Here is a 22,021-nt window from a genome sequence, read left to right as displayed (position 1 = left end):
AGCGAGATAATCAAAAGAGGCAGTGCTCGAGATTGCTGAGCCGGGATCTCCGCGATATTTTAAGGGGTTGAGTTGCCTTACGAAAACTCCGCCCTATCCTTTAAGAAATGTCAAAATCCAAAGACCAAGATGAACCTTCATCCCGGCAAGGCTCGTCAATTTTTTCATTCGATGGGCTTACAATTGTCAAACCCGATCGTCTAAGTCGTTCGATCCAATCAAAGCCGCTAAGCGAATTTGCCTTCTTCTTCGATCTTGATGGCACTTTGCTCGATCTCGCGCAAACACCGGATGGTGTTTTGGTCGAAAGTGGCCTGCAAGAGAATCTGAAACATCTCTATCGGCAAACAGATGGAGCGGTCGCGATTGTAACCGGTCGATCTATCGAGTTTGTTGACCAACTCTTTCCCCAACATCCTTTTTGCGTTGCGGGACTCCATGGTGCAGAACTTCGCAGTGCATCGGGTAGCGCTGTGCCGTCTTACAACGCAGTGTCGCGCCCCCACGCATCTGGCGATGCTTATTCGCAGGCCCTTCAACACGCAACATCAAAGGCAGCCGATCTTGCCGGCGTGATTGTTGAAGACAAAGGCGGGGCCTTTGCACTTCACTATCGCAAGGCACCCGACATGGCAAACCTTGTTGATAATATCATGCAATCCGCCGTGAGCCTGGCGGGTGATGCCTATGCGCTGCAAATCGGAAAATTTGTCTGCGAACTGAAGCCTAAGAGTGCCGATAAGGCAATGGCGGTTCGCCGTCTCATGGCAGCCGCTCCTTTCGTTGAGAAAACGCCTATAGCTCTCGGCGACGATGTCACTGATGAAGCAATGTTCGATCAGGTTAATAGAATGGGTGGCGTAAGCATCCGTGTCAGTTCCTCGTTTGATGGAAACAAAACCGTCGCTTCGATGGTTATAGCGTCTCCAAAGTTAATGAGGAATTGGATTGGGAGTTTATGTCAGTGAAGAGTTCCAAAGACTTAGGAGTGAGTGCTTGTGTCCCTTATCCTGAATTTGGGGAGCGGCGCCCGTGAGCAGATTGATTGTCGTCTCAAATCGCGTCCCTGACCCGGATCGTCCGCCTGCAGGCGGCCTTGCGGTTGCCGTTCATGCTGCACTCAAGGAACGCGGCGGGATATGGATGGGCTGGTCAGGAAAATCGAGTGGCGACAAGGATCCCGGTCCCTTGAGCATACGGGAAGAAGGGGCGATCACCTATGCATTGTCGGATCTGTCAGACCAGGACCTTTCTGAATATTACGCAGGTTTAGCCAACAGCGTCCTGTGGCCGCTTTGTCATTATCGTATCGACCTTACTGATTACGCTCGCCGCGATATGGCTGGCTATCTGCGAGTGAACCGGTTTTTCGCCGAAAAACTCAGGCCTTTGATTAAGCCAGACGATATCATCTGGATCCACGACTATCATCTGATACCATTGGCGGCAGAACTGCGTCAGATGGGAATAAAAAACCGCATAGGTTTTTTCATGCACATACCATGGCCCTCTCCGGATGTGTATTTGACGCTCCCCGTACAAAGTGCTCTGCTTACTGCAATGACAGCCTATGACCTCATTGGTTTTCAGACAGAAGATGATGCCGAGAACTTTGCGCTCTGCCTTGGTAGAGGTGGTGTTGCTACAAAAATGGAAGGGAAACAAGGCCTGTTTACCAGCGAGCTAAGGACCTTTCAGGTTGGCGCCTTTCCCATCGGCATTGATGTGGGCGCCTTTGCACCGGCGGAACAATCAGAAACTACCAGTTCCACCATTCAACGGTTCAAGCGTTCCCTTGAGGGGCGAGAACTGATTATCGGTGTGGACCGTCTCGACTATACGAAAGGCATTCCCGAACGCCTCCGCGGCTATCGCAGGTTCCTGGAAGTCAACCCGGGATGGCATGGAAGAATTACTTTCGTGCAGGTAACGCCAAAAAGCCGTTCTGAAGTCGCGCAATATGATGCCTTGCAGCACGAAGTGGCTGAAATCGCCGGGCAGATAAACGGGACAATAGGGCGATTGGATTGGACGCCAGTGCGCTACGTCAATCGTGCATTTAGTCATCAATTGCTAGCGGCCGTTTATCGTATGGCCAAAGTGGCGCTCGTAACACCACTGAGGGACGGGATGAACCTTGTAGCCAAGGAATATGTTGCAGCCCAGGATCCGGATGATCCAGGTGTACTCATACTTTCGCGTTTTGCTGGTGCTGCACGTGAACTTGGCAAGGGTGCGTTACTCGTCAACCCATACGACGTCGAGACTATCGCAGATGCCATTGCGCGGGCTGCCTCAATGCCGCTTGAACAACGCATAGAACGCTATCGCTTCATGATGGAAGCCGTTCGAACGAACGATGTTTTTCATTGGTGTCGCAACTATCTAGGCCAACTTGGCGGAGAAAGAATTGCTGCATGAGAAAGCAAAAAGGCCGACCGCATTTCAGCGGCCGGCCTTGGTATCGCTTAATCGACGCGCTTAGGCTGCGAGAGCCTCGTCGTTGCTCGTAGGAACTTCGGAAATGGTCTTAAGAACCTGCGAGGCAATTTGATATGGGCAGCCCTGAGAGTTCGGACGGCGGTCTTCCAGATAGCCCTTGTAACCGTTCTGAACGAATGAATGCGGCACGCGGATCGACGCACCACGATCGGCTACACCATACGAGAATTTATTCCAAGGAGCCGTTTCGTGCTTGCCGGTCAGGCGCAAGTGATTGTCAGGACCGTAAACATCAATATGCGCCTGCAGATTGGCTGCAAACTGGTCCATCAGAGCTTCGAAATAGGCCTTCCCGCCAACTTCACGCATGAATTTGGTCGAGAAATTGCAGTGCATGCCAGAGCCATTCCAGTCAGTGTCACCCAATGGCTTGCAATGGAATTCAATATCAATGCTGTACTGTTCGCAGAGACGAAGAAGGAGGTAACGCGCAATCCACATCTGATCTGCAGCGTTTTTCGATCCCTTTCCAAAAATCTGGAATTCCCACTGGCCCTTGGCGACTTCAGCATTGATGCCTTCGTGATTAATCCCAGCGTCGAGGCAAAGATCAAGGTGTTCCTCGACGATTTTGCGGGCAATCGATCCGACGTTTTTATAACCTACGCCCGTATAGTATGGGCCCTGAGGTGCTGGAAAGCCCTGTTCCGGAAAGCCCAGCGGGCGGCCGTTTTCGTAAAAGAAATATTCCTGCTCAAAACCAAACCAGGCATCTTCATCTTCAAGAACGGTTGCACGGCTGTTGGATGGATGCGGTGTGATGCCATCGGGCATCATGACTTCGCACATGACGAGTGCACCGTTCTTGCGCGCAGGATCCGGGTAGATTGCAACAGGCTTCAATACGCAGTCAGAGCTTTTGCCCTCAGCCTGCAGGGTAGATGAGCCGTCAAAGCCCCAGTTCGGCAGCTGCTCGAGCGTTGGGAAGGCATCATATTCCTTGATCTGGGTCTTACCACGCAGGTTCGGGGTGCTGTAACCATCCAACCAGATATATTCGAGCTTATATTTTGTCATAACCTAGTCTCTCTTGTCCTGCGTTATAAATCAAAAGTTCATGCACTGGTCGCCAACATACGGCGATTGTGCCTCTGAATTTATAGAAGCAAGTCCCGTGCCAAGTTGAAAAAATGAATAACTTAGAGCGAAAAACTGATACCAATCACACTTATTGGCACGTGTCGCTCCTATGATCAGGGGGCAATGTCCGAAAAACATGCGTCGGGTTCAATATGCCTGCTCATTGCATAGGCGGCTGCCTAAATAATAATCAGAACCGGATCGAGAGTGTCCGTCGGTGACCTCAAAGTGAAGAAATCTCGGCGACTTGGTTGATTTGGGTCGATCAAGAAAACCGACAAAGTCGATCCGCGCCGAGAGGGGTCGCTCAAACAAATGGCGTGACGGCGCCCGCAAGCTTTATCAGGCATAGGAGCGTCTGCGGGGATCGGATCACCAACGGGGTGGGCGTATCACAACAAATTTGTATCAATACTGCGGCGAACACGCTTGAGCGCAGAGCGCATGACGCGGTCCAGGATATGAAGTGCTATGGCGTTAGAATAGGCAATTGTTGCAAATCGACGATGGACATCGCAGAAACACTCTAAGGCTTCAACGTTAGCAGTTTGCCCATCAACAAGGCACTATTTGCGCTATTCCGTCGGCTGCTCCTCGGAGGTGATCAACAATTTGTCGATTCTTCTGCCGTCGAGGTCCACGATTTCAAATATCCAGCCGTTCTTGCTGAATGTTTCGCCAACTTCTGGCAAATGCTTCAATTCTTCCAGAACAAAACCGGCGACCGTATTGTATTCGACATCATCGTCTACAGGAAAACGCATGAACTCTGAGAATTCATCAATCGGCATCCAGCCCGAGACCAGGTAGGAGCCATCGGCTCTTCGAACAATCGCTTGCTCTGCCACGTAATCTTCCTGCATCGCGCCAATGATTGCTTCCATTACGTCGCCAGCGGTAATCACGCCCTCGAAATGTCCATACTCATCGTAAACCAGAACCATGTGTGTTGGCGTTCCCCGGATCGCTTCCACAACATCAAGAGCATCAGAGAAGTCCGAAACAACGGGGACTTCTTTAATGATTTCCCGAATATTCACGTTGCCTGTAGCCGAAAGCGCGTTGAAAAAATCACGAGCCTGCAGAACGCCTAGGATTTCGTCAGAATTTTCGCCCCGGACGGGAAGGCGTGAACGACTGCTTTGTTGCACTTGATCTCGAATGACATCGATGCCGTCGTGAACGTCGATCATCTCAACCTCAAGACGCGGCGTCATTAAACCGCTCGCGGTCCGATCCGCAAGGCGCATAACGCCCGCGATCATCTTCGACTCTTCCGTCTCAATAACGCCTGCGCTCTGCGCTTCTGCAAGAATGGACTTTATTTCTTCGTCCGTAACCCCATCGCCTGATTTACCAGCTTGACCGAGCAATCTCAAAATCAGACGGCCTGACATATCCAATAGCCACACCAAAGGAGCTGCTAACCGGGACAGCAAGATCATTGTCGGCGCGACACGGCTCGCCACAGCCTCAGGTTCACGCAGCGCGATTTGCTTTGGAACGAGTTCTCCGACGATCAAGGAGAGATAGGTAATGATGACCACCACCGATCCAACGCCGAGAGCATCTGCGAGGGAAGGGGACATGCCCCGATCAAGCAGCCAGGCGGTCAGTCGGGCGCCAAGTGTTGCGCCGGAAAATGCGCCAGACAAGACGCCAACCAGCGTAATCCCTATCTGGACCGTGGAAAGAAAACGGCCTGGATTTTCGCCAAGCGCAATCGCCATGCTGGCGCCACGGCTCCCTTTATCCGCGAGCACTCTTAATCTTGCCGGCCGTGAAGAAACAACAGCGAGCTCGGACATCGCAAGGACGCCGTTAAGTAGCGTCAGCAGCACGACAATGATAATTTCAAAATACAATATCGTTCCTCAGATCATAGGCCATGAGCGTCGACTAAAACCCCCTACAGGATACCAATGGCCCAATAGCCAAATATCTTACTTCAAATGACGATATCGCCAAATCCAATCAAGACTATCCACTATAAAGGTTTTTCTGTCGACCGGGGCACACGTGCGCTCCTCAGGATCTCGACGACCATTTCAGAAGCCTTCTCTAACGAGCTGACTGGCAGAAACTCGTAAATGGAATGGAAATTGTGGGCACCACAGAACAGATTAGGGCACGGCAATCCTCTTTCGGACAAAACCGCACCATCATACCCGCCGCGCATAGGAACCGGCTTTGGTTCAACACCAATCGCTTTCATCGCGTTGAGAGCAAGGCTTACAGGATAACGATTTTCTCCCTGCAGTGCCTCTGCAACATTACGATAAACCGCCTTGTAGTCTGAACGAACCGCTTCGTCGCCGTAAAGCTGTTTGAAACTTGTCACAAGCTGCTCAACAAACAAACGACGTGTTTCGAAACCCTTAGTTGTGAAATCCCTTATGTCGATCACCAGACTTGCTTCGGCAACACTTCCCTGGATAGATTTTACCCAATAATAGCCTTCAGTACCCTCGGTGTATTCCGGTCGCTCTCCCGCTGGAAGCATAGCGATAAACTGTTGCGCATAGAGTATGGCGTTGCGCAATTTTCCCTTGGCTGACATCGGATGAGCGGGTTGGCCTTGTAGCGTGATGTGAAATTCACCTGCATTCCAATTCTCATAAACGATTTCACCCAAAGCACAGCAATCAAGCGTATAGGCAAAATCTGCATGCAACGAAGCAACATCCAGTGCCTTTGCGCCGCGCAACCCGATTTCTTCATCAGGAACAAAAACCACTTTGACGATGCCATGCTCAATCTCAGGATGGGCGGTAAGGACTTGCATCGCGTGCATTATTTCTGCAATGGCTGACTTATTATCAGCCCCGAGCAGGCTGGTGCCGTCGGTCACAATGATACGATCGCCAACATAGGCTTCGAGCTCGGGAAACTCGGAAACCGCCATAACGGCCCCGGTTTCCGCATTAAGCAAAATATCGCCGCCATTATATTCGACCACTTTGGCATTTGTGTCGGTCACATACTCAGCCGAAGTGTCGAGATGTGCCACCCAAGCAATCGTCGGGAACTGAACATCTTTATCTAAGATGTTCGCAGGCAAGGTGCCAACAACAATCGAATGATCGCGTTCTTCGACTTCCATTCCGAGTGCACGCATTTCGCTTGCAAGAAATCGGGCGAGCACTGTTTGCCCCTCGCTTGAAGGAAGCGTGTCGGCATTTGGCACAGCAGTGGTATTAATACGCGTGTAAGTTAAGAAGCGATCTACAATATTCATGCTTGGTACTCGGCTATTGATTTAGGCTGTGCGAATGCGACCCTGGGATAGTGTCGGACAGTGAGCCATTATGCTCTCCGTCCGACGTCATTTCTGAAACTCGGCTCAGTAAGCCCTATTCTTCAATGTCGACATCTTCGAAGAGATATCCGCCAAAGGGATCAATGCGAAAGTTTTTGACTTTCTTGCTGATTGGCTGCTCCACGATTTGATGGGCGATCGTAAGCCAAGGTGCTTGTTCCTTGAACACAACCTGGGCCTGTTCGTATAGTTCCGTGCGTTTTGTTATATCAGTCGTCAATTTGGCACTTTGGATGAGCTTTTCAAAATCTTCCTGGCACCAGTTGGCCCGATTAGCGCTGCCAACAGCCTGGCAACTCAGAAGTGCGGCGAGGAAATTGTCCGGATCCGCAATTCCTCCTGTCCAGCCGAGCATAACGGCGCCATCCCGATCCTTTTCGAGGGAACGCTTGAGATATTCACCCCAATCATAAGTCACAATTTCAGCAGTAACCCCGACTTTTGCGAAATCGGACTGAATGAGCTCCGCTGCTCGGCGGGCATTTGGCATATAAGGGCGTTGCACCGGCATCGCCCAGATCTTCATCTTCAGATCTTTTACGCCTGCCTGCTCAAGCTGTTTGCGAGAGGCTTCGGGATCATAAGCGTCGTCCTTCACGCTTTTGTTGTAGCCCCAGACGCTCGGTGGCAATGGGTTCACGGAGGGAACAGCTGAGCCCAGATAAACCGCTTCGATAATGGCTTTCTTATTGACTGCCATGTTGAGGGCCTTTCGGACCCGAACGTCGTCAAACGGCTTTTGCTGGGTATTATATGCGAGGAAAGACAGGTTTAAACCTTCTTTGCTCTGCATCTCAATGTCTGGATCCTTTTTCATCTCGGCGATATCTGCGGGGTTGGGAGCCGCAATAACGTGGCACTCGCCAGAATTCAGCTTCTGATGACGCACGGCAGCGTCGGGCGTGATGGCGAAAATAAGATTGTCGATTTTTTGCTTACCTGCCCAATAATCCGGATTGGCCTGATATCTGATCGCGCTATCCTTCTGATAGGCAACAAACTGATATGGTCCGGTTCCCACCGGTTGCTGGCTGAATTCTTCAATACGATTTTCCGCAACAAGTTTGTCGGCATATTCTTTCGATTGAATGACCGCGAATGTTAAGGACAATGTCGGGATGAAGGTGGCCTCTGGCCGCGACAGAATGAATTTGACGGTGGAGTCGTCGATCTTTTCAATTTTGTCGATCAGCGTAGGAAAGGAATAGGCGCCAAACTGTGGCCAGGTGCCCTGGTTGTAATATGGATTGTCCTTGTTGCCTTGGCGCTCAAAGGTAAAGATGACATCGTCTGCATTGAAATCTCGGCTAGGTGTGAAAAAGCTGGTGGTGTGAAACTTCACACCCTTCCGCAGATGAAATGTGTATTGCCTGCCATCAGCGGATACTTCCCAGCTCTCCGCAAGCCCAGGCTCCAACTCGGTTGAACCACGCTTTATCTTGATCAAGCCATTCGAAACATTGCGGGCCGAGGCGTCATAAACTGCGCCGGATGTCGTCTGTGCTGCATCGAACATTTCGGGAGAGGCTTCGGAACAATAGACCAAAGTCTTGGACATTGCCATGTTAACAGCAAAGCTACTAAGTGCGGTGGCAACCAATGCGGCTGAAACCATTTGTCCGTAAATCTTCATGTGCCTACATTCCCTTATTGTCATCTCACGCTGTCGCGTGGCTTGCGCTTTCCGGTATCCTGATGATTCTAAACCGTTATATGATCGTTCAAATGAAGTTCGCACAAGCTCCATATTGCTAAAGCGAGTTGAAACTCACCTGGCGGCCGATCTTTCGTAAGCGATGAAAGCAGTCGTGCATCTAAGATGAAGTGGTTTGCGCGGGAGAGGGCCCGCATGAATTTTGAGGACGATTTAATCACTATTCGCCCCAGGGCGATCTGTTCTCCAGATGCTAAATTCAATGGAGGATTTTGCGGGCGCGCGCGTGCACTGAAATTAGCAACAGGCACCATAATTCACTAAGAGCTCGCGGAATTGAGCGTTGTTTGGCGTCTGTTTCCCGGTGCAACTGAAAATCGCAGTCCGGTTTCGAGCTTAATCTGGCCGACGTTCCCTGCTCAGTGTGTGTTTCCGATCAAACGCGGTGAGAGCAAGCGCGCCGAAAGACGTTCGCAACGGTTCATATGTTCTGCAAAATGCGCGGCATTCGTTTCTGAGATCGAATAGTTCTCCGGTCCGGTCGGCCGGCTAGTTTCATATAAATCAAGGATCATGAGCCTGATCAACATTCCTGCATAGTGGCATGAACTCATTTTGAGGCTTAGACTATTTAGCTCTTCAGTTTCGTTTTCATCTATTATGCGCAAAATACGATCCATGCCAATTTGATCAACCGCCGTAATCTTCGCTCTTGCAGTAGAGAGCGCGGCACCATCGTGGGTCTCTAAAGCTTCTTGAAGAAGCGCCTCAAGCTCTCTGGTCTGGTCGACATCACTCCAGGCCACAGGGATGTCTGTCATGGATTGGGCGACGACAGGCGTGGCAACTAGAACGCAGCAAGCAAACATTTTTACAATTTTCGTCAGTTTCTCGTACAATGGCGTTGCTCACTTCATGCTAAAAGTTTGCTTATCAGCGCGTTTGGCTATTAAAATAATCCGAGGGAAGGCGCCCTAGGCTCCGCTTGAACGTTGCTGAAAAAGCGCTCGCACTTTGGTATCCACAATCCAGCGCAATACTGACAATTGGCTCCCGCGCAGCCAACTGTGGCAAGGCTTTCAGCATCCGAAGCTGTTGCCGCCAACGGCCATAGGTCATGCCCGTTTCTCGTTCGAAATGTCGCATGAAACTTCTTCTGCTCATTCCGGATTGCGCAGCTGCTTCCTCTATAGACAACGTAGTGTTTGGTTCTGCTTCTAAAGCAAAGCACAACTTGCTTAGACGTTGAGACGTTGGCATTGGCAGATTGAGCGGCTCGGTTGGAAGAAAAGTTAATTCCTCCAATAACAACTCGCAGACACGTTGTGCGAAGGGTGTGGCATTAAGAGCCTTAACTTGCAACTCAATCATTCGTAATATCAACTCACGCAGTAAGGGCGAAACTTCCACGACGCCACAAATTGAAGGAAGCGTTTCGATAGCTTCCGGTCGGATAAAGAGCGTCCGAAATTCGACGGGCCCATGGCTTCGTGTCGCGTGCTCGATCATCGCGGGCACCCAGACCGCGCGATTTGGCGGGACAACCCAATGACCTGTTTTGGTGGAAACCGTGACAATACCGGACCGGGCATAGATGAGCTGGGCGTCTTCGTGGCGATGGGATGTTCTCGAAAATGCCGTGTCATCTTGAGCAATGGCAGTGACGGCAAGCCTAACGGGCGGCGGATAAGAGAGCGACATAGATTGACCCTTTAGAGCTATTAACAGGCCTTTACAAGCGAGAATGCCAACCTTCTTTCATGTATTAGCTGTCAATGAAACCATATTCGGAAGAGTCTACCGTGCCTTTTTTCATGCTGACGAGAAATTTCAAGCTCGGAAAACATTCTTTTACATCAGAGTTGCTGCGTGCTGTCGAAGCCGTGTTTCGACCTCGACTTAGAAGCGACCGTTGCTGTCCTTGGCAACGCAACGGTCGTACCTGCCATCGAACTATCGAAGTTGACGCCGCAATACCCAAATATTGAAAGAAATTACCGTGATGATGCAGACCCCAGATCAAAAATACCGTCCGTTTTTATCTCCGATTAATCTGGTTGATCGCCAATGGCCCAGCCGGCGATTGACGCAAGCGCCGCGCTGGGTTTCGACAGATTTGCGCGATGGAAATCAGGCGCTCGCCGACCCCATGAATGGCGAGAAGAAAATGCGCTTCTATCGGATGCTCTTAGAAATCGGTTTCAAGGAAATCGAAGTTGCCTTTCCATCTGCCTCGCAAACGGAGTTCAATTTTGTCAGGCAACTGATCGAGTGTGATCTGGTTCCGGAAGACGTGACGATTCAGGTTCTGACCCAGTCAAGAGCGGACCTGATCGCACGCACTTTCGAAGCTCTACAGGGGGCAAAGCAGGCCGTCGTTCATCTTTATAACGCTACAGCTCCACTCTTCCGTCGTGTCGTCTTTGGGATGGACAAGCAGCAGATCATCGATTTGGCCGTGAGTGGTGTTGCCGCCATGGTGACTGAAAGCTGCAAACAGCCAGAGACACGGTGGACTTTTGAATATTCGCCGGAAACTTTTTGTTTTACGGAACCTGATTTTGCTTTGGAAATATGCGAGCGTGTGTTGGATGTGATAAAGCCAACGCCACAAAACAAGGCAATCCTCAATCTTCCTGCGACGGTTGAGGTTTCTATGCCGAATGTCTATGCAGACCAGATCGAGTGGTTCTGCAGAAATATCTCATGCCGAGACAGCGTTATAATCAGCGTGCATCCGCATAATGATCGGGGCACTGCGGTTGCAGCGACAGAGCAAGCACTGCTTGCTGGCGCAGACCGGGTCGAGGGCTGCTTGTTTGGGAACGGCGAACGGACCGGCAATGTCGATCTCGTCACTTTGGCTCTTAATCTTTATACGCAAGGTATCGATCCGAAGCTCTATTTTCCTGAGATGCGCTCGATCGTTCGAACAGTTGAACACTGCAATGACTTGCCAGTTCATCCGCGACACCCCTATGCCGGTGAACTCGTTCATACTGCCTTTTCCGGATCGCATCAGGATGCAATCCGCAAAGGTTTCGCGGCCCATGAAACTCGCAATGATGGTATTTGGGAAATGCCTTACCTTCCCATTGACCCAATGGATATAGGTGAAAGTTACGAAGCCGTAATCCGTGTCAACAGTCAATCCGGTAAGGGAGGCGTGGCATGGATACTTGAGCAAGACCACGGGCTGAAATTGCCTCGCTCACTCCAAATCGACTTCAGTCGACGGGTTCAGGCGCACGCTGATGATAGCGGGAAAGAAATAACCGCAGAAATGATCTGGACGCTGTTTTGTGAAATTTATCATTTGAACGACAATCCGGCTTTTGAACTCTTAAGCTACAAAGAACCCCGGCCAATAAGAACTGGGGCAGCTCGAACCTTTGCCGGACGAGTTCGCCACTTAGGTAAGGAGCTGTCAATCACTGGGAAAGGGAATGGCTTAATATCCAGTACAGTCTCGGCACTTCAGTCCGGGTGCGGTATTGATTTGGAAATTGTCGATTATCATGAACATGCCTTGAGGCAGGGCGCAAATGCACAAGCGGTCGCATACATTGAATGTCGAACGCAGAACGGACATAAGATCTTTGGGGTGGGTATCGATGAGGATATCGCATTGGCGTCGGTCCGTGCTGTACTCGGCGCTGCAGCGGAGACCCTTTAATGCAATCAAACAGTAACCTCTTGCTGAGCTTGATTAGAAATGTTGTTTGATTTCGCAGCTAATTTCACAATCTGAAAAATGGTTGTAACTATCGGAAACGCTGTGACAAATGTGGCAAGCGTGAAAATCCTAACGAAGCCGATGTGTTCCTACAATGCATTGGCTTCGATGGATGTCCGCAAAAATATGCCTCATTGAAGGCACGCGAATTAGACCGAGACCGTCAACGGACGAGGCACATTGCATTCTTGGTTGATCTGCTTTCAATCTCGCAATCGCACAGAGTTTCAACTTACCCATTGCTGAACTGCAAGAAACAGCTGCGGTCAGCTGATAGAATGTCGTCAGCATCTGAATCAATGGAGTTTTGCCTCAACTATTGAACAGATGCGACCGTGCCTCAAGAAGTTCGCCCATTAATATCCCAGTAACATTGTTTGTCCCGATGCGTTCAATTTTGTATTCTGGAAAAATCGTTTGATGATCGCAGTAGCAGGACGCTAAAGGGTGCCGAATGGCCACCGCATCAATTGCGCGGTTTGTCCGGGTGCTAATTTCCGGCCACGATTACCCAGTTGGGTTGAGCTTTGGATTAATTCACTTTCAACGCCTGTCACGATGCGCCAGAATGACACGTTTCACGGATATGTAACGGTGACATTTCCCTCATTGGATTGATCTTGCCTCCTCTCGCGCGTAGGAGATTCTTATTGATGTATCCGTGGAGATTTTAAGCCCGTACTTTTTAGTGTCGAAGAAAAGTCGGGGCAAAAATTGGAGATGATCGAGCAGTCATTAAGGGTGTATATGAATTGGCTCCGGCTGAAACGATGAATTTGGAGCGAGTTGCATGCTACTAACGTCTAGGTTTGCCTTAAATATAAAGCGTGATTGTTGACATCTGATTTCTGATACCTCAATCGAAATGCGTGAGTTCTGAAATGTGAATGATTTTTGAATAAGCAGGATTTTGTAACAGTACTTGCTAATATTCAGAATGTACCTTTGATCGTTACTGGAATGCTCAAAAATTAAGTCTGTCCGTGGAGATAAAGCTCTGGTTTGGACATTGGTTCCTCGGGGATGGGGGATTTTTGAGCGGGGGTGTGGGATGAACTTTCTGGAAAAAATGACGCCGCTGGGCCTCGTTTTAGCATCATTGTTACTAACCATCAGCTTTGCGCAGGCGCAAGAAAAGCCTGCAGCCAAGCAGGATCCCTCAATTGTTCAATCAAAGCGCTTCGATGACTGGTACTATCGTTGTGCGCAGCTCAAAGCTGCGGACAGCAAGACGGTTTCACAATGCGAGGTCGCGCAGATCGCCCAGGTTAAACAGGGCGAGGAGAACGTCAATGTTCTCACGCTGGCAATTGCACAGACAGCGCCTGAAGCTGGAAAGAAATCGTCTCACAATGAGTTGCTGCTGACGGCTCTTGTTCCACTCAATGTGGTGTTGCCCATCGGTCTTGGTCTGGCCGTTGACGGCAAGAACGTCGTGACCATTCCTTATCGCAACTGCAATCAGGCTGGCTGCTGGGCGCAGCAAAAGCTTGATAAAAAAATGCTTGGAGCCTTGCAGAAGGGAAGTGCGGGGGAAGCACACCTGCGATTGATGAATGGACAAAATATCAATCTGAAGTTTTCGTTGAAAGGGCTCACCAGTGCTCTGAGCGAATTGCAAAAGCCAAATAAAGCCTGACGGATAAATTATGAAACAGTCTATTCGCCTGGGCAGGCTTTGGATCTCGCTTTGCACGGTGTTTTTTGCCTCCACATGGCCTGGCATGACGCAAGTGCCAAATGACGTCGGCTCGCCTGCCGATGACTTCATGCGCCGCCAGGCTGAGCAGGATTTGGAACAGCGATTGCGTTCGCTGGAACAGGCGACCCCGCGTGCGGTGCCCCCGCAAGGGTCCGAGCAATCCGCACCTTTAAAGCAAACCGCTAAAGGTCCGTGCTTTTCGATCAACACTGTGAAGGTCGAAGGCGTTACACTGCTTTCCGCAGAGACCCTTGCGCCCAAATTGGCTGCTTATCAAAATAGGTGCATCGGACTTTCAGACATTAATGTTCTGTTGAAAGAGATCACCAGCCTTTACATGGATGCAGGCTATATTACGTCACGCGTTTATGTGCCCGAACAGGATATTGCGAAGACCAAGGAATTGCGGCTTGTCGCGGCTGAAGGTTCACTTTCAGACATTTACCTCAATGGTCAGCCCGCAGCCTATCCCGGATTACTTGGCACAGCCTTTCCCGGGTTAAAGGACAAGCCTGTCAATATACGCGATGTTGAACAGGGTCTTGATCAGATCAATCGTCTGGCCTCAAACAATGCGAAGACAACGATGTTACCGGGAAAAGAACCCGGCGCATCCATTCTCAATGTCGAAAACAAGCCCGGTCTCCCGTGGCATTTCTCGATTGCAAATAACAATCTTGGCCAGAAATCGACGGGTTATTCGCGCTCTTCGGTTACATTCCGCATGGATAATCTGGTCAATCTGAATGACCTTTTGTCGCTCACCTATGAACACACTGGACCTGATTACCCATGGCCCAATGATGGCGTTGGGCAGAGCAACAGTATTTCCGGCTCGATCAGTGTACCTTATGGCTATTGGAGCTTCACGCTTAACGGGTCCTACTACAAATATCGTAGCCTGGTTCCGGGCAATTTCAGCGATATTGCCTCATCGGGCGATTCCGGTCAGCTGGGTTTGAGCGTCGATCGTGTCATTTTGCGCGATCAAAATTCAATCACGACGCTCAATGCGGGCCTTGCCTATAAGGAAACCAACAACTTCCTGATGGGCAATCTGATCGAAGTTGGAAGTCGGCAATACTCGGTCGCAAATTTAGGCCTTTCTCATTCGCGCCGCATGTTGGGTGGATTATGGGTCTTTGACTTGAGCTATAATCAGGGTCTTGGCATTTTTGGGGCAACCGGCCGAGGGGATCCGGGAGCGGGTGACGCAGAACCGGAGTTTTCCAAATTTACCGGTACGATCAACGTCACCAAGCCGTTTCAGCTTGCAAGCCAGAACCTGCAATTCTCAACGATGATCAATGGGCAGTATTCCCCGGATAATCTTTATGGCGCGGAACAGATTTCATTGGGCGGCTATTCCAATGTTCGTGGTACCCGCGACAGCATCCTGTTTGGCAATAGTGGTCTGTTTACCCGCAACGAGATCACCTGGCGCACGATGCCGTGGAAAAACAACGAATTGCTGAGCAAACGGTTCGGTGAATTGCGACCTTATGCGGCGATTGATTACGGCCACGTCTTCGCACAGGACCGCTTTGGCATCGAGGGCGGAGATGTCTCAGGCTGGACTGTCGGCACCCGTCTGGCAGGCGGCAATATCGGTGCAGATATCGGCTATTCGCGCATTATCAAGAGTACTGCCAATACCAGTTCCAAAGATTTGTTTTTCGTCAGCACATCGCTGCAATTTTGAGAGTGGAAGCTAAAATGACTGCGTATTACGACACGTCTTCGTCAAAAAAATCAAACGCGCTTAAAACCTCTGCGTTGGGATTGTTGGCACTATCGATCCTTCTTGGCGGCATGGCGCAAAATGCTTTCGCCCAGGATGGCAACGGTGACAAACCTTCCACACTGCCCGGCGGAGCGTCATCATTGACGGAAACCTTTGAGGATTGGACGGTTTCCTGTGGAGCCGCCAAAGGCAACACGCAATGTGTCATCTCGCAAACCCAGGCACAGCAACAAAATGGTCAGCGGATACTCGATATTCGTTTGAGCCCGGTTGCGCAGGACAATGCCTATCAAGGCAACCTGACTTTGCCCTTTGGCTTGGAATTTTCGCGTGGCCTAACCGTTCAGTTGGATGACGGACAGGTCGGCAAGCCATTTCCTTTTAAAACCTGTCTTCCTGCTGGATGTATCGTTCCGATCAGCTTTGATAAAGCTACCCTCGATGCGACACGAAAGGGAACAACTCTAAAGCTTGCGGCCGTTTCCATCGATAATCAAAATATTCCATTCACGGTCTCTCTAAAGGGTCTGGGCGCAGCATTTGATCGTGCAAGCGCATTGGTCAAAGGCAAATAGTCGATGAAACTATCTGCATCTCATCCGGTTATTGCTCTCAAGACACTGGCAATCACGGTTTTTTGCCTGGTGATGGCGGCTTGCCAGACGACAGATCCGCGTCTGGCCGAAGCACTGCGTGGCGCACGCGTTGCTGAAGTTCGTGTCGAAGCAACCCCAGACGTTGGAACTGGCCTTCCCATGATCAATCGAAAGACACCTGAGCAGCAGGTGGCTATCGTTGTTTCAGCACTCCAGAAAGTTGCTTCTCGCGACCTTAGGGGGCACCAGGGTGGAGCAACCCCAGCGCGACTTGTGATCACGCTTCAGCAAGCTGATCTTGCATCCGAACAGGGTCGCGTGATCTTGAGCAGTGACAGCTGGATCAGGGGCACCGTTCGTCTTGAAGATATCAAGACCGGACGTCTGATCGCGCAAAACCCACGCATCACGGGCCAGAACCGCGGCGTGAAGGGTGACGGATTGGGTATCGTGGTCGCCATGGCCATTAATGCCGCAATGACCAAAAGCCAGGAACAACTCGCTGAATTGCTGGCAACTGACTTCACCACGAATACCAAGAAGTGGCTGACGCCAAAATAATTGGTGCATTGGAATTCTGAGATCCACTTCACCAGAGATTTTGAGGAACAGACTGATGAAAAACAATTCTATCCGTACATCGGTTTTAGATGACGCAAATACCTCGGCTCGCGCGCGCATTATGCGTCTTTCGGTCCGAATTGCGCGTCAGTCTGTCGCCACACTTCTCAGTGGTCTTCTTGTTCTGCAGCCAATACTGGTTCAGGCGCAGGTAGCGCCTGACCTCAATGCACCGATCAGCAATCAGCCGGGGGTTGGGGCAGCACCCAACGGCGTACCGCTCATCGATATTGTGACACCCAATGGTCAGGGGCTGTCGCACAATAAATACGGCGATTTCAATGTTGGAACGCCGGGCCTGATCCTCAACAATCTGAACTCGGAACTGGGCACGTCGAAACTGGGTGGCGTGACGCCCGGTAACCCCAATTTAAAAAACAGCGGTCCTGCAAGCGTTATCCTTAATGAGGTCACGAGCGGAAGCCGCAGTTCCCTGCTTGGTCCAACAGAAGTGTTTGGCGGCAGAGCCGATGTTATTATCGCCAATCCCAATGGAATTACCTGCGACGGCTGCGGCTTCATCAATACCCCGCGTGCCACGCTGACCACGGGCACACCAGAAATCGACGGTAGTGGAAAGCTATCAGGGTTCACCGTTCAGGGCGGTGATGTCACCTTCGGTTCAAAAGGCGGCAATTTTGCTTCTGGAGACGGCGCTGTCGACCTGTTCGATATCGTATCGCGCCGTATTCAGATTGATGGTCCGATCAATGGCAAAAACCTAAGGCTCACGGCAGGTCGCCAGAAGTTTGACTACGCGACAGGTGAGGCAACTGCTTTAAGTGGTGCGGACGATGCGGGCGAGTTTGCCATTGACGGTTCCGCCCTTGGTGCCATGCAGGCGGATCGCATCAAAATCGTTGTGACCGACAAGGGCGCTGGCGTGCGCATGCGCAATGATATGGCGGCCAATGCAGGTGAACTGACACTTTCAGCAGATGGCAAAATATCGCTTGGCAATGCGTCTGGCCGTGACGGCGTTTCCGTGCAATCAAAAAGCAGGCAGGTAGAAGCCAGGAAGATTACCTCGAAGAAGAAGGTGGTTGTCAAAGCCGCCAAAGGCATCACGCTTGAGGCAGTGTCAGCTGACGAAGATATTATTCTGGGCAATGGCGATGGCCTGCTTTCTGTTGCAGGCGATGTTGCTTCACTTGGAAACGTTGAGCTTACTTCATCGGGTGCCATTACCACTGGCAATGTCGCTGCTGGAAAGAACGCTAACTTGCAAGCCGGGCAAGCCATTACGGCTGGCCAGGTTATTGCAGACGGTACAGCAAGTCTGACTGCAGCATCTGGTGGTATAGCGCTGAGCGGTATCGCCAAGGCAGGCAGCGGTACGCTGAGCCTAACAGCAACATCGGGTTCGATCAGCGCTTCCTCCCTTGTCAGTTTCAACAATATGACATTGATCGCCGGGGCCGACATTGCCACTGGTGATATTCTTTCAGGCGGCACGCTCATCGCGTCTGCCCGTTCTGTCAAAGCTGGGAATGTCGTCGCGGGCGTTGATTTTGCTGCAACCAATGCAGCCAACGGCGCGGTAAAACTTAAAACTTCGGGCGATATGCGCATTGAAGCGACCGGCGCTATCGATGTTTCTTCGCTGCTTTCTGCCGGAAACCTCAATATTACAGGTGCCGCACTTACCGCAAGGAACGTCACCAGCCATGACCTCACTAAGATCGCTGGCGATACGAATGTCTCAGGTCAGATTCTTGGTGCCGGCGATGTCGATATTGCTGGCGCAAACATCAGGGCAGGAGGAGTTCTTTCGGGCGTTGATTTTGCGGCCAGTCAGTCAGCACTAAACGGCGCGATTATCCTCAACAATTCCGGCAATATTACCCTTTCTGCTGCAGCCGGATTGATTGATGTTGGAACAATTTTGTCGGCTGGCAATGTCCTCGCTAATGCGGCAACATTCAAATCCGGCAATGTCACAAGCCATGGTGAAACCAACATCTCCGGCGCGACTGCAATCAGCGGTCAGTTGGTTTCAGGCTCGGACATCACCATCAAGGGGGCGTCGATTGATCTTGGCACAGCGGTTGCCGGTGTTGATCTCGAAGCACTCGCAAACGGCAATATTATTCTTTCCAACGATGCCCATGCACTTAATCTGACTGCAACCGCAGGCAATCTCACAGCACAGCGACTTCTGTCGTCTGGTGCAGTGCTAGCCTCCGCAACGGGTAATCTATCTGCCAATGTGCTTGCACATGGTGATCTTGATCTCAAGGCGGGTGGCACACTCACGCTTTCGGGACAGTCTCTGGCGGGCAACAACGCTTCGCTTAATGCAGCTTCAATCAATCTTGGAACTCTTGTTTCCGGTGTCGACTTTGCTGCAACCCAACAGTCCGGTGGTTCGCTCATCCTTAAAACGGGAGTGCCTGGAACAGGCAACTTGCTGCTCAATGCGTTAAGCGGTTCCATCACTGCTGATCAGTTGTTGAGCGGCGGAGACCTGAAGGCAAAGGCGCAACAGGATATTGCCTATAACAGTCTGCAGAGTTTCGGGTCTGCTGATCTGAACTCGACCTCTGGCGCAATCAGCCTCGACAAGAATACCGTTGTAAAAGGTGACATTGCACTCACCCTTCAGAGCCTTGATCTCAGCAATGATCGATCGAAGCTTGCGACGGCTGGAACATTGATCGTCAATGCAGCATCGGCCAATCTTGCCAATTCCACACTGACATTTGGCGGTTTGACGCTGAACCTCAGTGGTATTGCCGATGCTTCAAATGCAAAGATCCGTGCCGTGACCGCCGATGGCGGTTCAGGCAATATTGCAATTACCGCTCAGACAATCACGACGACCACTGCAACCGCCATTCTTGCGGCCAATGATCTGACGCTGACACTTGCATCCCTCACCAATCCAGGTCAGCTTGCAGCCAACAACAATCTGACCTTCAATATCGCAGGCAACTTCACCAACACCTCGACCGGCCTCGTTTATGCCGGCAAGGATGGCCATCTTTATGTGGCCGGTGATCTTCTCAACGATCAGGGTGCAATCCTGGTTGGGCAAGACTTGATCATTGCCGCAAATTCCAGTGGCGGACGCAATCAGTCGATTACCAACATCTCCGGCCTGATCAAGGCCGAGCGTGATGCAACGATCACCACAGCCAATCTGACGAACAAGCGCAGCACGGTTCCGACCTGGTCAACGGTTGTCGTGAGTAACGATGCTATTGCAAAGTTTGAGCTTAATCCTGAGACCCGGGGTAAGCCGCTTGGCCATATTTTTGTCAATCCAGCAACCAATGCACCGCTTAATCTTTATCCTGGGGAAGACTATGCCGAGCTTGCCTGGATGGCGCAGCTTTATGGCGTGATTACCTTTGCCGACGGTACATCCTATCGGACGCGAAGCCTGCAATCTTACGAAGAGAACACACCCTGGATCTGGGGAGATAGCCTGCACAGCGTTGGCGAAATGCGCAGCTGGCTTCTTTCCCATTACATGGGGGATGGTCAGGGCAATATTCTGCTAACGCCTGATCTGCAGAGTAAATCGGTCATCATCGTCAATCGCAACGATCCCTTTGCCTGGACCTTCACCTGGGATGAAGGCACGCAGATGCGTCAGTCGATTGTGGAGCAACAGTTCGACAGCAATCTTTCGCCCCAGGCACTCATCCAGACCGGCCGCAATCTCAATATCGATGCGACAATTCTCAACAATGCTTACAGCTCCATTGAAGCGGGCGGTGATGCAAAACTAACCGGATCAGTGCTCAACAATGAAGGCATAGCACTTTACCGCACCGTCACCTCGACATGTGAAGCAACAGGCGGCTGCGAAGCCTATGACGCCAATGGCAATCGAGATGGTGTCAACGATCTCGACAAAGGCAATTCTCGTGTTACCGGCCAAAGCATTGTCGGCGGCGCGTTCGGAAAGATCAAAGCGCTTGGCAATATGGACGTCAGTGGCTTTGCCACTGTCAACAACACATCCGCTGAGGGATCGATTGCTGGCGGCGCACAGCTTTCAACGGCGCCTGCGACGGATGATCCGACCACAATATTAAATGGAATGACTGCAGGTGGCGCACTTTATACGCCAAATGCAGCGCTTAATGGTTTGTCGGCCAATGGGACGCCGCTTGTCGGTGCTGATCTGATTGCAGCTCTTGGTAATTCTGCACCAAAGCCAAATTCGGGCGGCTTTGGCGGCACTATTCCAGGACAGCTATTCCTTTATGAGACCCGCGCTGAATTCCTCGATGTCGGCAAGTTCTATGGCTCGGGCTATTTTATCAACCGCATCGGTTATAAGCCTGATCGGGAAATCCCGTTTCTGGGAGACGCCTATTTTGAGAATCAGCTGATCGATCAGCAACTGCGCCAACTCGTCAATCAGGGGCTTGGCAAAGGTTCATTTATACCAGGAAGTGATGCCATCGAGCAGATGAAGACGCTGCTTGATCGGGGTGTCGACTTTGCCAATGCCAATGGCCTGACGATTGGTGAGAAGCTCTCGCCCGAACTCATTGCCAATCTGACCGAGACGATGGTCTGGTATGAGAAGAAGACTGTCAACGGTGTCACAGTGCTGGTTCCAACAGTTTACATCGCCAATGTCGATAAGGCGAACCTGACGGTTGCAGGCGCAATCATCTCAGGCGACACGGTTGATATGAATGTCGGTGATGTCAGCAATTCTGGCATTATCCAGGCTAAAACCGACTTAAAGCTCAATGCGACCAATATCCTTGCAACGGGTGGCAGCTTTACGGCCGGTAACAACGTATCGCTGTCGGCCTCGCAAAATCTGACGATTAGTGCAGCCGAGATGCAGATCGGCAATGAGACTTTCGTCAAATCCGGCAGTGGTGTTGATGCCGGCGGCAATGCGAGCCTTGCAGCGGGTAATGATCTGACCCTGCGCGGTGCAGAGGTCAAGGCAGGCAATGATGTCGATCTCAGCGGGCAAAGTGTAACGCTCGACACGGCAAAAGCGACCAATAATGGTTCCGACAATGTGATTGGCACCACTGTTCAATCGGGCAAAGACACGACGATCACCGCCAAACAGGATGTGAACGTTAT

14 protein-coding genes are annotated in these 22,021 nt (G+C 51.0%); 8 read left to right on the top strand and 6 right to left on the bottom strand.

The features are described from left to right. Positions 1-107 precede the first annotated feature (107 nt). Both otsB and otsA read left to right on the top strand, forming a co-directional pair. The gene (gene otsB, locus QSJ70_RS26305) at positions 108-968 is read left to right on the top strand and encodes a trehalose-phosphatase (protein WP_285541046.1); all 861 of its coding nucleotides are present in this window, start codon (positions 108-110) and stop codon (positions 966-968) included. Between the two features lie 64 nt (positions 969-1,032). Next, a complete protein-coding gene (otsA, locus tag QSJ70_RS26300) occupies positions 1,033-2,421 on the top strand; it encodes an alpha,alpha-trehalose-phosphate synthase (UDP-forming) (protein ID WP_215780843.1) in 1,389 nt (462 codons plus the stop codon). Positions 2,422-2,481: 60 nt separating this feature from the next. On the opposite strand, the gene QSJ70_RS26295 is transcribed toward otsA, so the two are convergent. The 6 genes from QSJ70_RS26295 to QSJ70_RS26270 form a co-directional block, all read right to left on the bottom strand. Further along, positions 2,482-3,519, bottom strand: a complete 1,038-nt coding sequence (locus QSJ70_RS26295; RefSeq protein ID WP_285541042.1) for a glutamine synthetase beta-grasp domain-containing protein — start codon at positions 3,517-3,519, stop codon at positions 2,482-2,484. 638 nt (positions 3,520-4,157) lie between these two features. Continuing rightward, positions 4,158-5,447 (bottom strand): hemolysin family protein, encoded by a 1,290-nt coding sequence (locus QSJ70_RS26290; RefSeq protein ID WP_215780839.1) that lies wholly within the window; start codon positions 5,445-5,447, stop codon positions 4,158-4,160. 122 nt (positions 5,448-5,569) lie between these two features. Beyond that, entirely contained in the window at positions 5,570-6,820 is a 1,251-nt protein-coding gene (gene pepT / locus QSJ70_RS26285) for a peptidase T (protein WP_285541038.1), read from the bottom strand. 115 nt (positions 6,821-6,935) lie between these two features. After that, on the bottom strand, positions 6,936-8,534 hold the full coding sequence (locus tag QSJ70_RS26280; RefSeq protein WP_285541037.1) for an ABC transporter substrate-binding protein: 1,599 nt from the start codon (positions 8,532-8,534) through the stop codon (positions 6,936-6,938). Between the two features lie 440 nt (positions 8,535-8,974). Then, the gene (locus QSJ70_RS26275) at positions 8,975-9,454 is read right to left on the bottom strand and encodes a hypothetical protein (protein ID WP_285541035.1); all 480 of its coding nucleotides are present in this window, start codon (positions 9,452-9,454) and stop codon (positions 8,975-8,977) included. Between the two features lie 34 nt (positions 9,455-9,488). Beyond that, the gene (locus QSJ70_RS26270; RefSeq protein WP_215780832.1) at positions 9,489-10,256 is read right to left on the bottom strand and encodes an AraC family transcriptional regulator; all 768 of its coding nucleotides are present in this window, start codon (positions 10,254-10,256) and stop codon (positions 9,489-9,491) included. A 301-nt stretch (positions 10,257-10,557) separates the two neighbouring features. Between QSJ70_RS26270 and leuA the strand changes: the two genes are divergently transcribed. The 6 genes from leuA to QSJ70_RS26240 all read left to right on the top strand — a co-directional run. Beyond that, complete coding sequence (gene leuA, locus QSJ70_RS26265) at positions 10,558-12,231, top strand: 2-isopropylmalate synthase (protein ID WP_285541034.1); 1,674 nt, start codon at positions 10,558-10,560, stop codon at positions 12,229-12,231. 1,111 nt (positions 12,232-13,342) lie between these two features. Next, positions 13,343-13,930, top strand: a complete 588-nt coding sequence (locus tag QSJ70_RS26260; RefSeq protein ID WP_285541033.1) for an invasion associated locus B family protein — start codon at positions 13,343-13,345, stop codon at positions 13,928-13,930. A 10-nt stretch (positions 13,931-13,940) separates the two neighbouring features. Continuing rightward, entirely contained in the window at positions 13,941-15,695 is a 1,755-nt protein-coding gene (locus tag QSJ70_RS26255; protein ID WP_285541032.1) for a ShlB/FhaC/HecB family hemolysin secretion/activation protein, read from the top strand. A 14-nt stretch (positions 15,696-15,709) separates the two neighbouring features. After that, positions 15,710-16,312 carry an invasion associated locus B family protein gene (locus QSJ70_RS26250; RefSeq protein ID WP_285541030.1) on the top strand — a complete coding sequence of 201 codons (603 nt, stop codon included), beginning with the start codon at positions 15,710-15,712 and terminating at the stop codon, positions 16,310-16,312. Positions 16,313-16,315: 3 nt separating this feature from the next. Next, a complete protein-coding gene (locus tag QSJ70_RS26245; protein WP_285541028.1) occupies positions 16,316-16,894 on the top strand; it encodes a hypothetical protein in 579 nt (192 codons plus the stop codon). 55 nt (positions 16,895-16,949) lie between these two features. After that, positions 16,950-22,021 (top strand): two-partner secretion domain-containing protein (locus QSJ70_RS26240; protein ID WP_285541026.1); only part of this gene is annotated, 5,072 nt, incomplete at its 3' end.

This window comes from Brucella sp. NBRC 12950 (assembly GCF_030268145.1).
GTDB lineage: Bacteria > Pseudomonadota > Alphaproteobacteria > Rhizobiales > Rhizobiaceae > Brucella.
This window is presented reverse-complemented; position numbering and strand designations above follow the sequence as displayed.

Coding starts and splice junctions, on each gene's coding strand:
- leuA (WP_285541034.1), top strand. CDS start 10,558: ATGATGCAGACCCCAGATCAAAAATACCGTCCGTTTTTATCTCCGATT.
- otsB (WP_285541046.1), top strand. CDS start 108: ATGTCAAAATCCAAAGACCAAGATGAACCTTCATCCCGGCAAGGCTCG.
- QSJ70_RS26255 (WP_285541032.1), top strand. CDS start 13,941: ATGAAACAGTCTATTCGCCTGGGCAGGCTTTGGATCTCGCTTTGCACG.
- QSJ70_RS26245 (WP_285541028.1), top strand. CDS start 16,316: ATGAAACTATCTGCATCTCATCCGGTTATTGCTCTCAAGACACTGGCA.
- pepT (WP_285541038.1), bottom strand. CDS start 6,820: ATGAATATTGTAGATCGCTTCTTAACTTACACGCGTATTAATACCACT.
- QSJ70_RS26295 (WP_285541042.1), bottom strand. CDS start 3,519: ATGACAAAATATAAGCTCGAATATATCTGGTTGGATGGTTACAGCACC.
- QSJ70_RS26250 (WP_285541030.1), top strand. CDS start 15,710: ATGACTGCGTATTACGACACGTCTTCGTCAAAAAAATCAAACGCGCTT.
- QSJ70_RS26260 (WP_285541033.1), top strand. CDS start 13,343: ATGAACTTTCTGGAAAAAATGACGCCGCTGGGCCTCGTTTTAGCATCA.
- QSJ70_RS26280 (WP_285541037.1), bottom strand. CDS start 8,534: ATGAAGATTTACGGACAAATGGTTTCAGCCGCATTGGTTGCCACCGCA.
- QSJ70_RS26270 (WP_215780832.1), bottom strand. CDS start 10,256: ATGTCGCTCTCTTATCCGCCGCCCGTTAGGCTTGCCGTCACTGCCATT.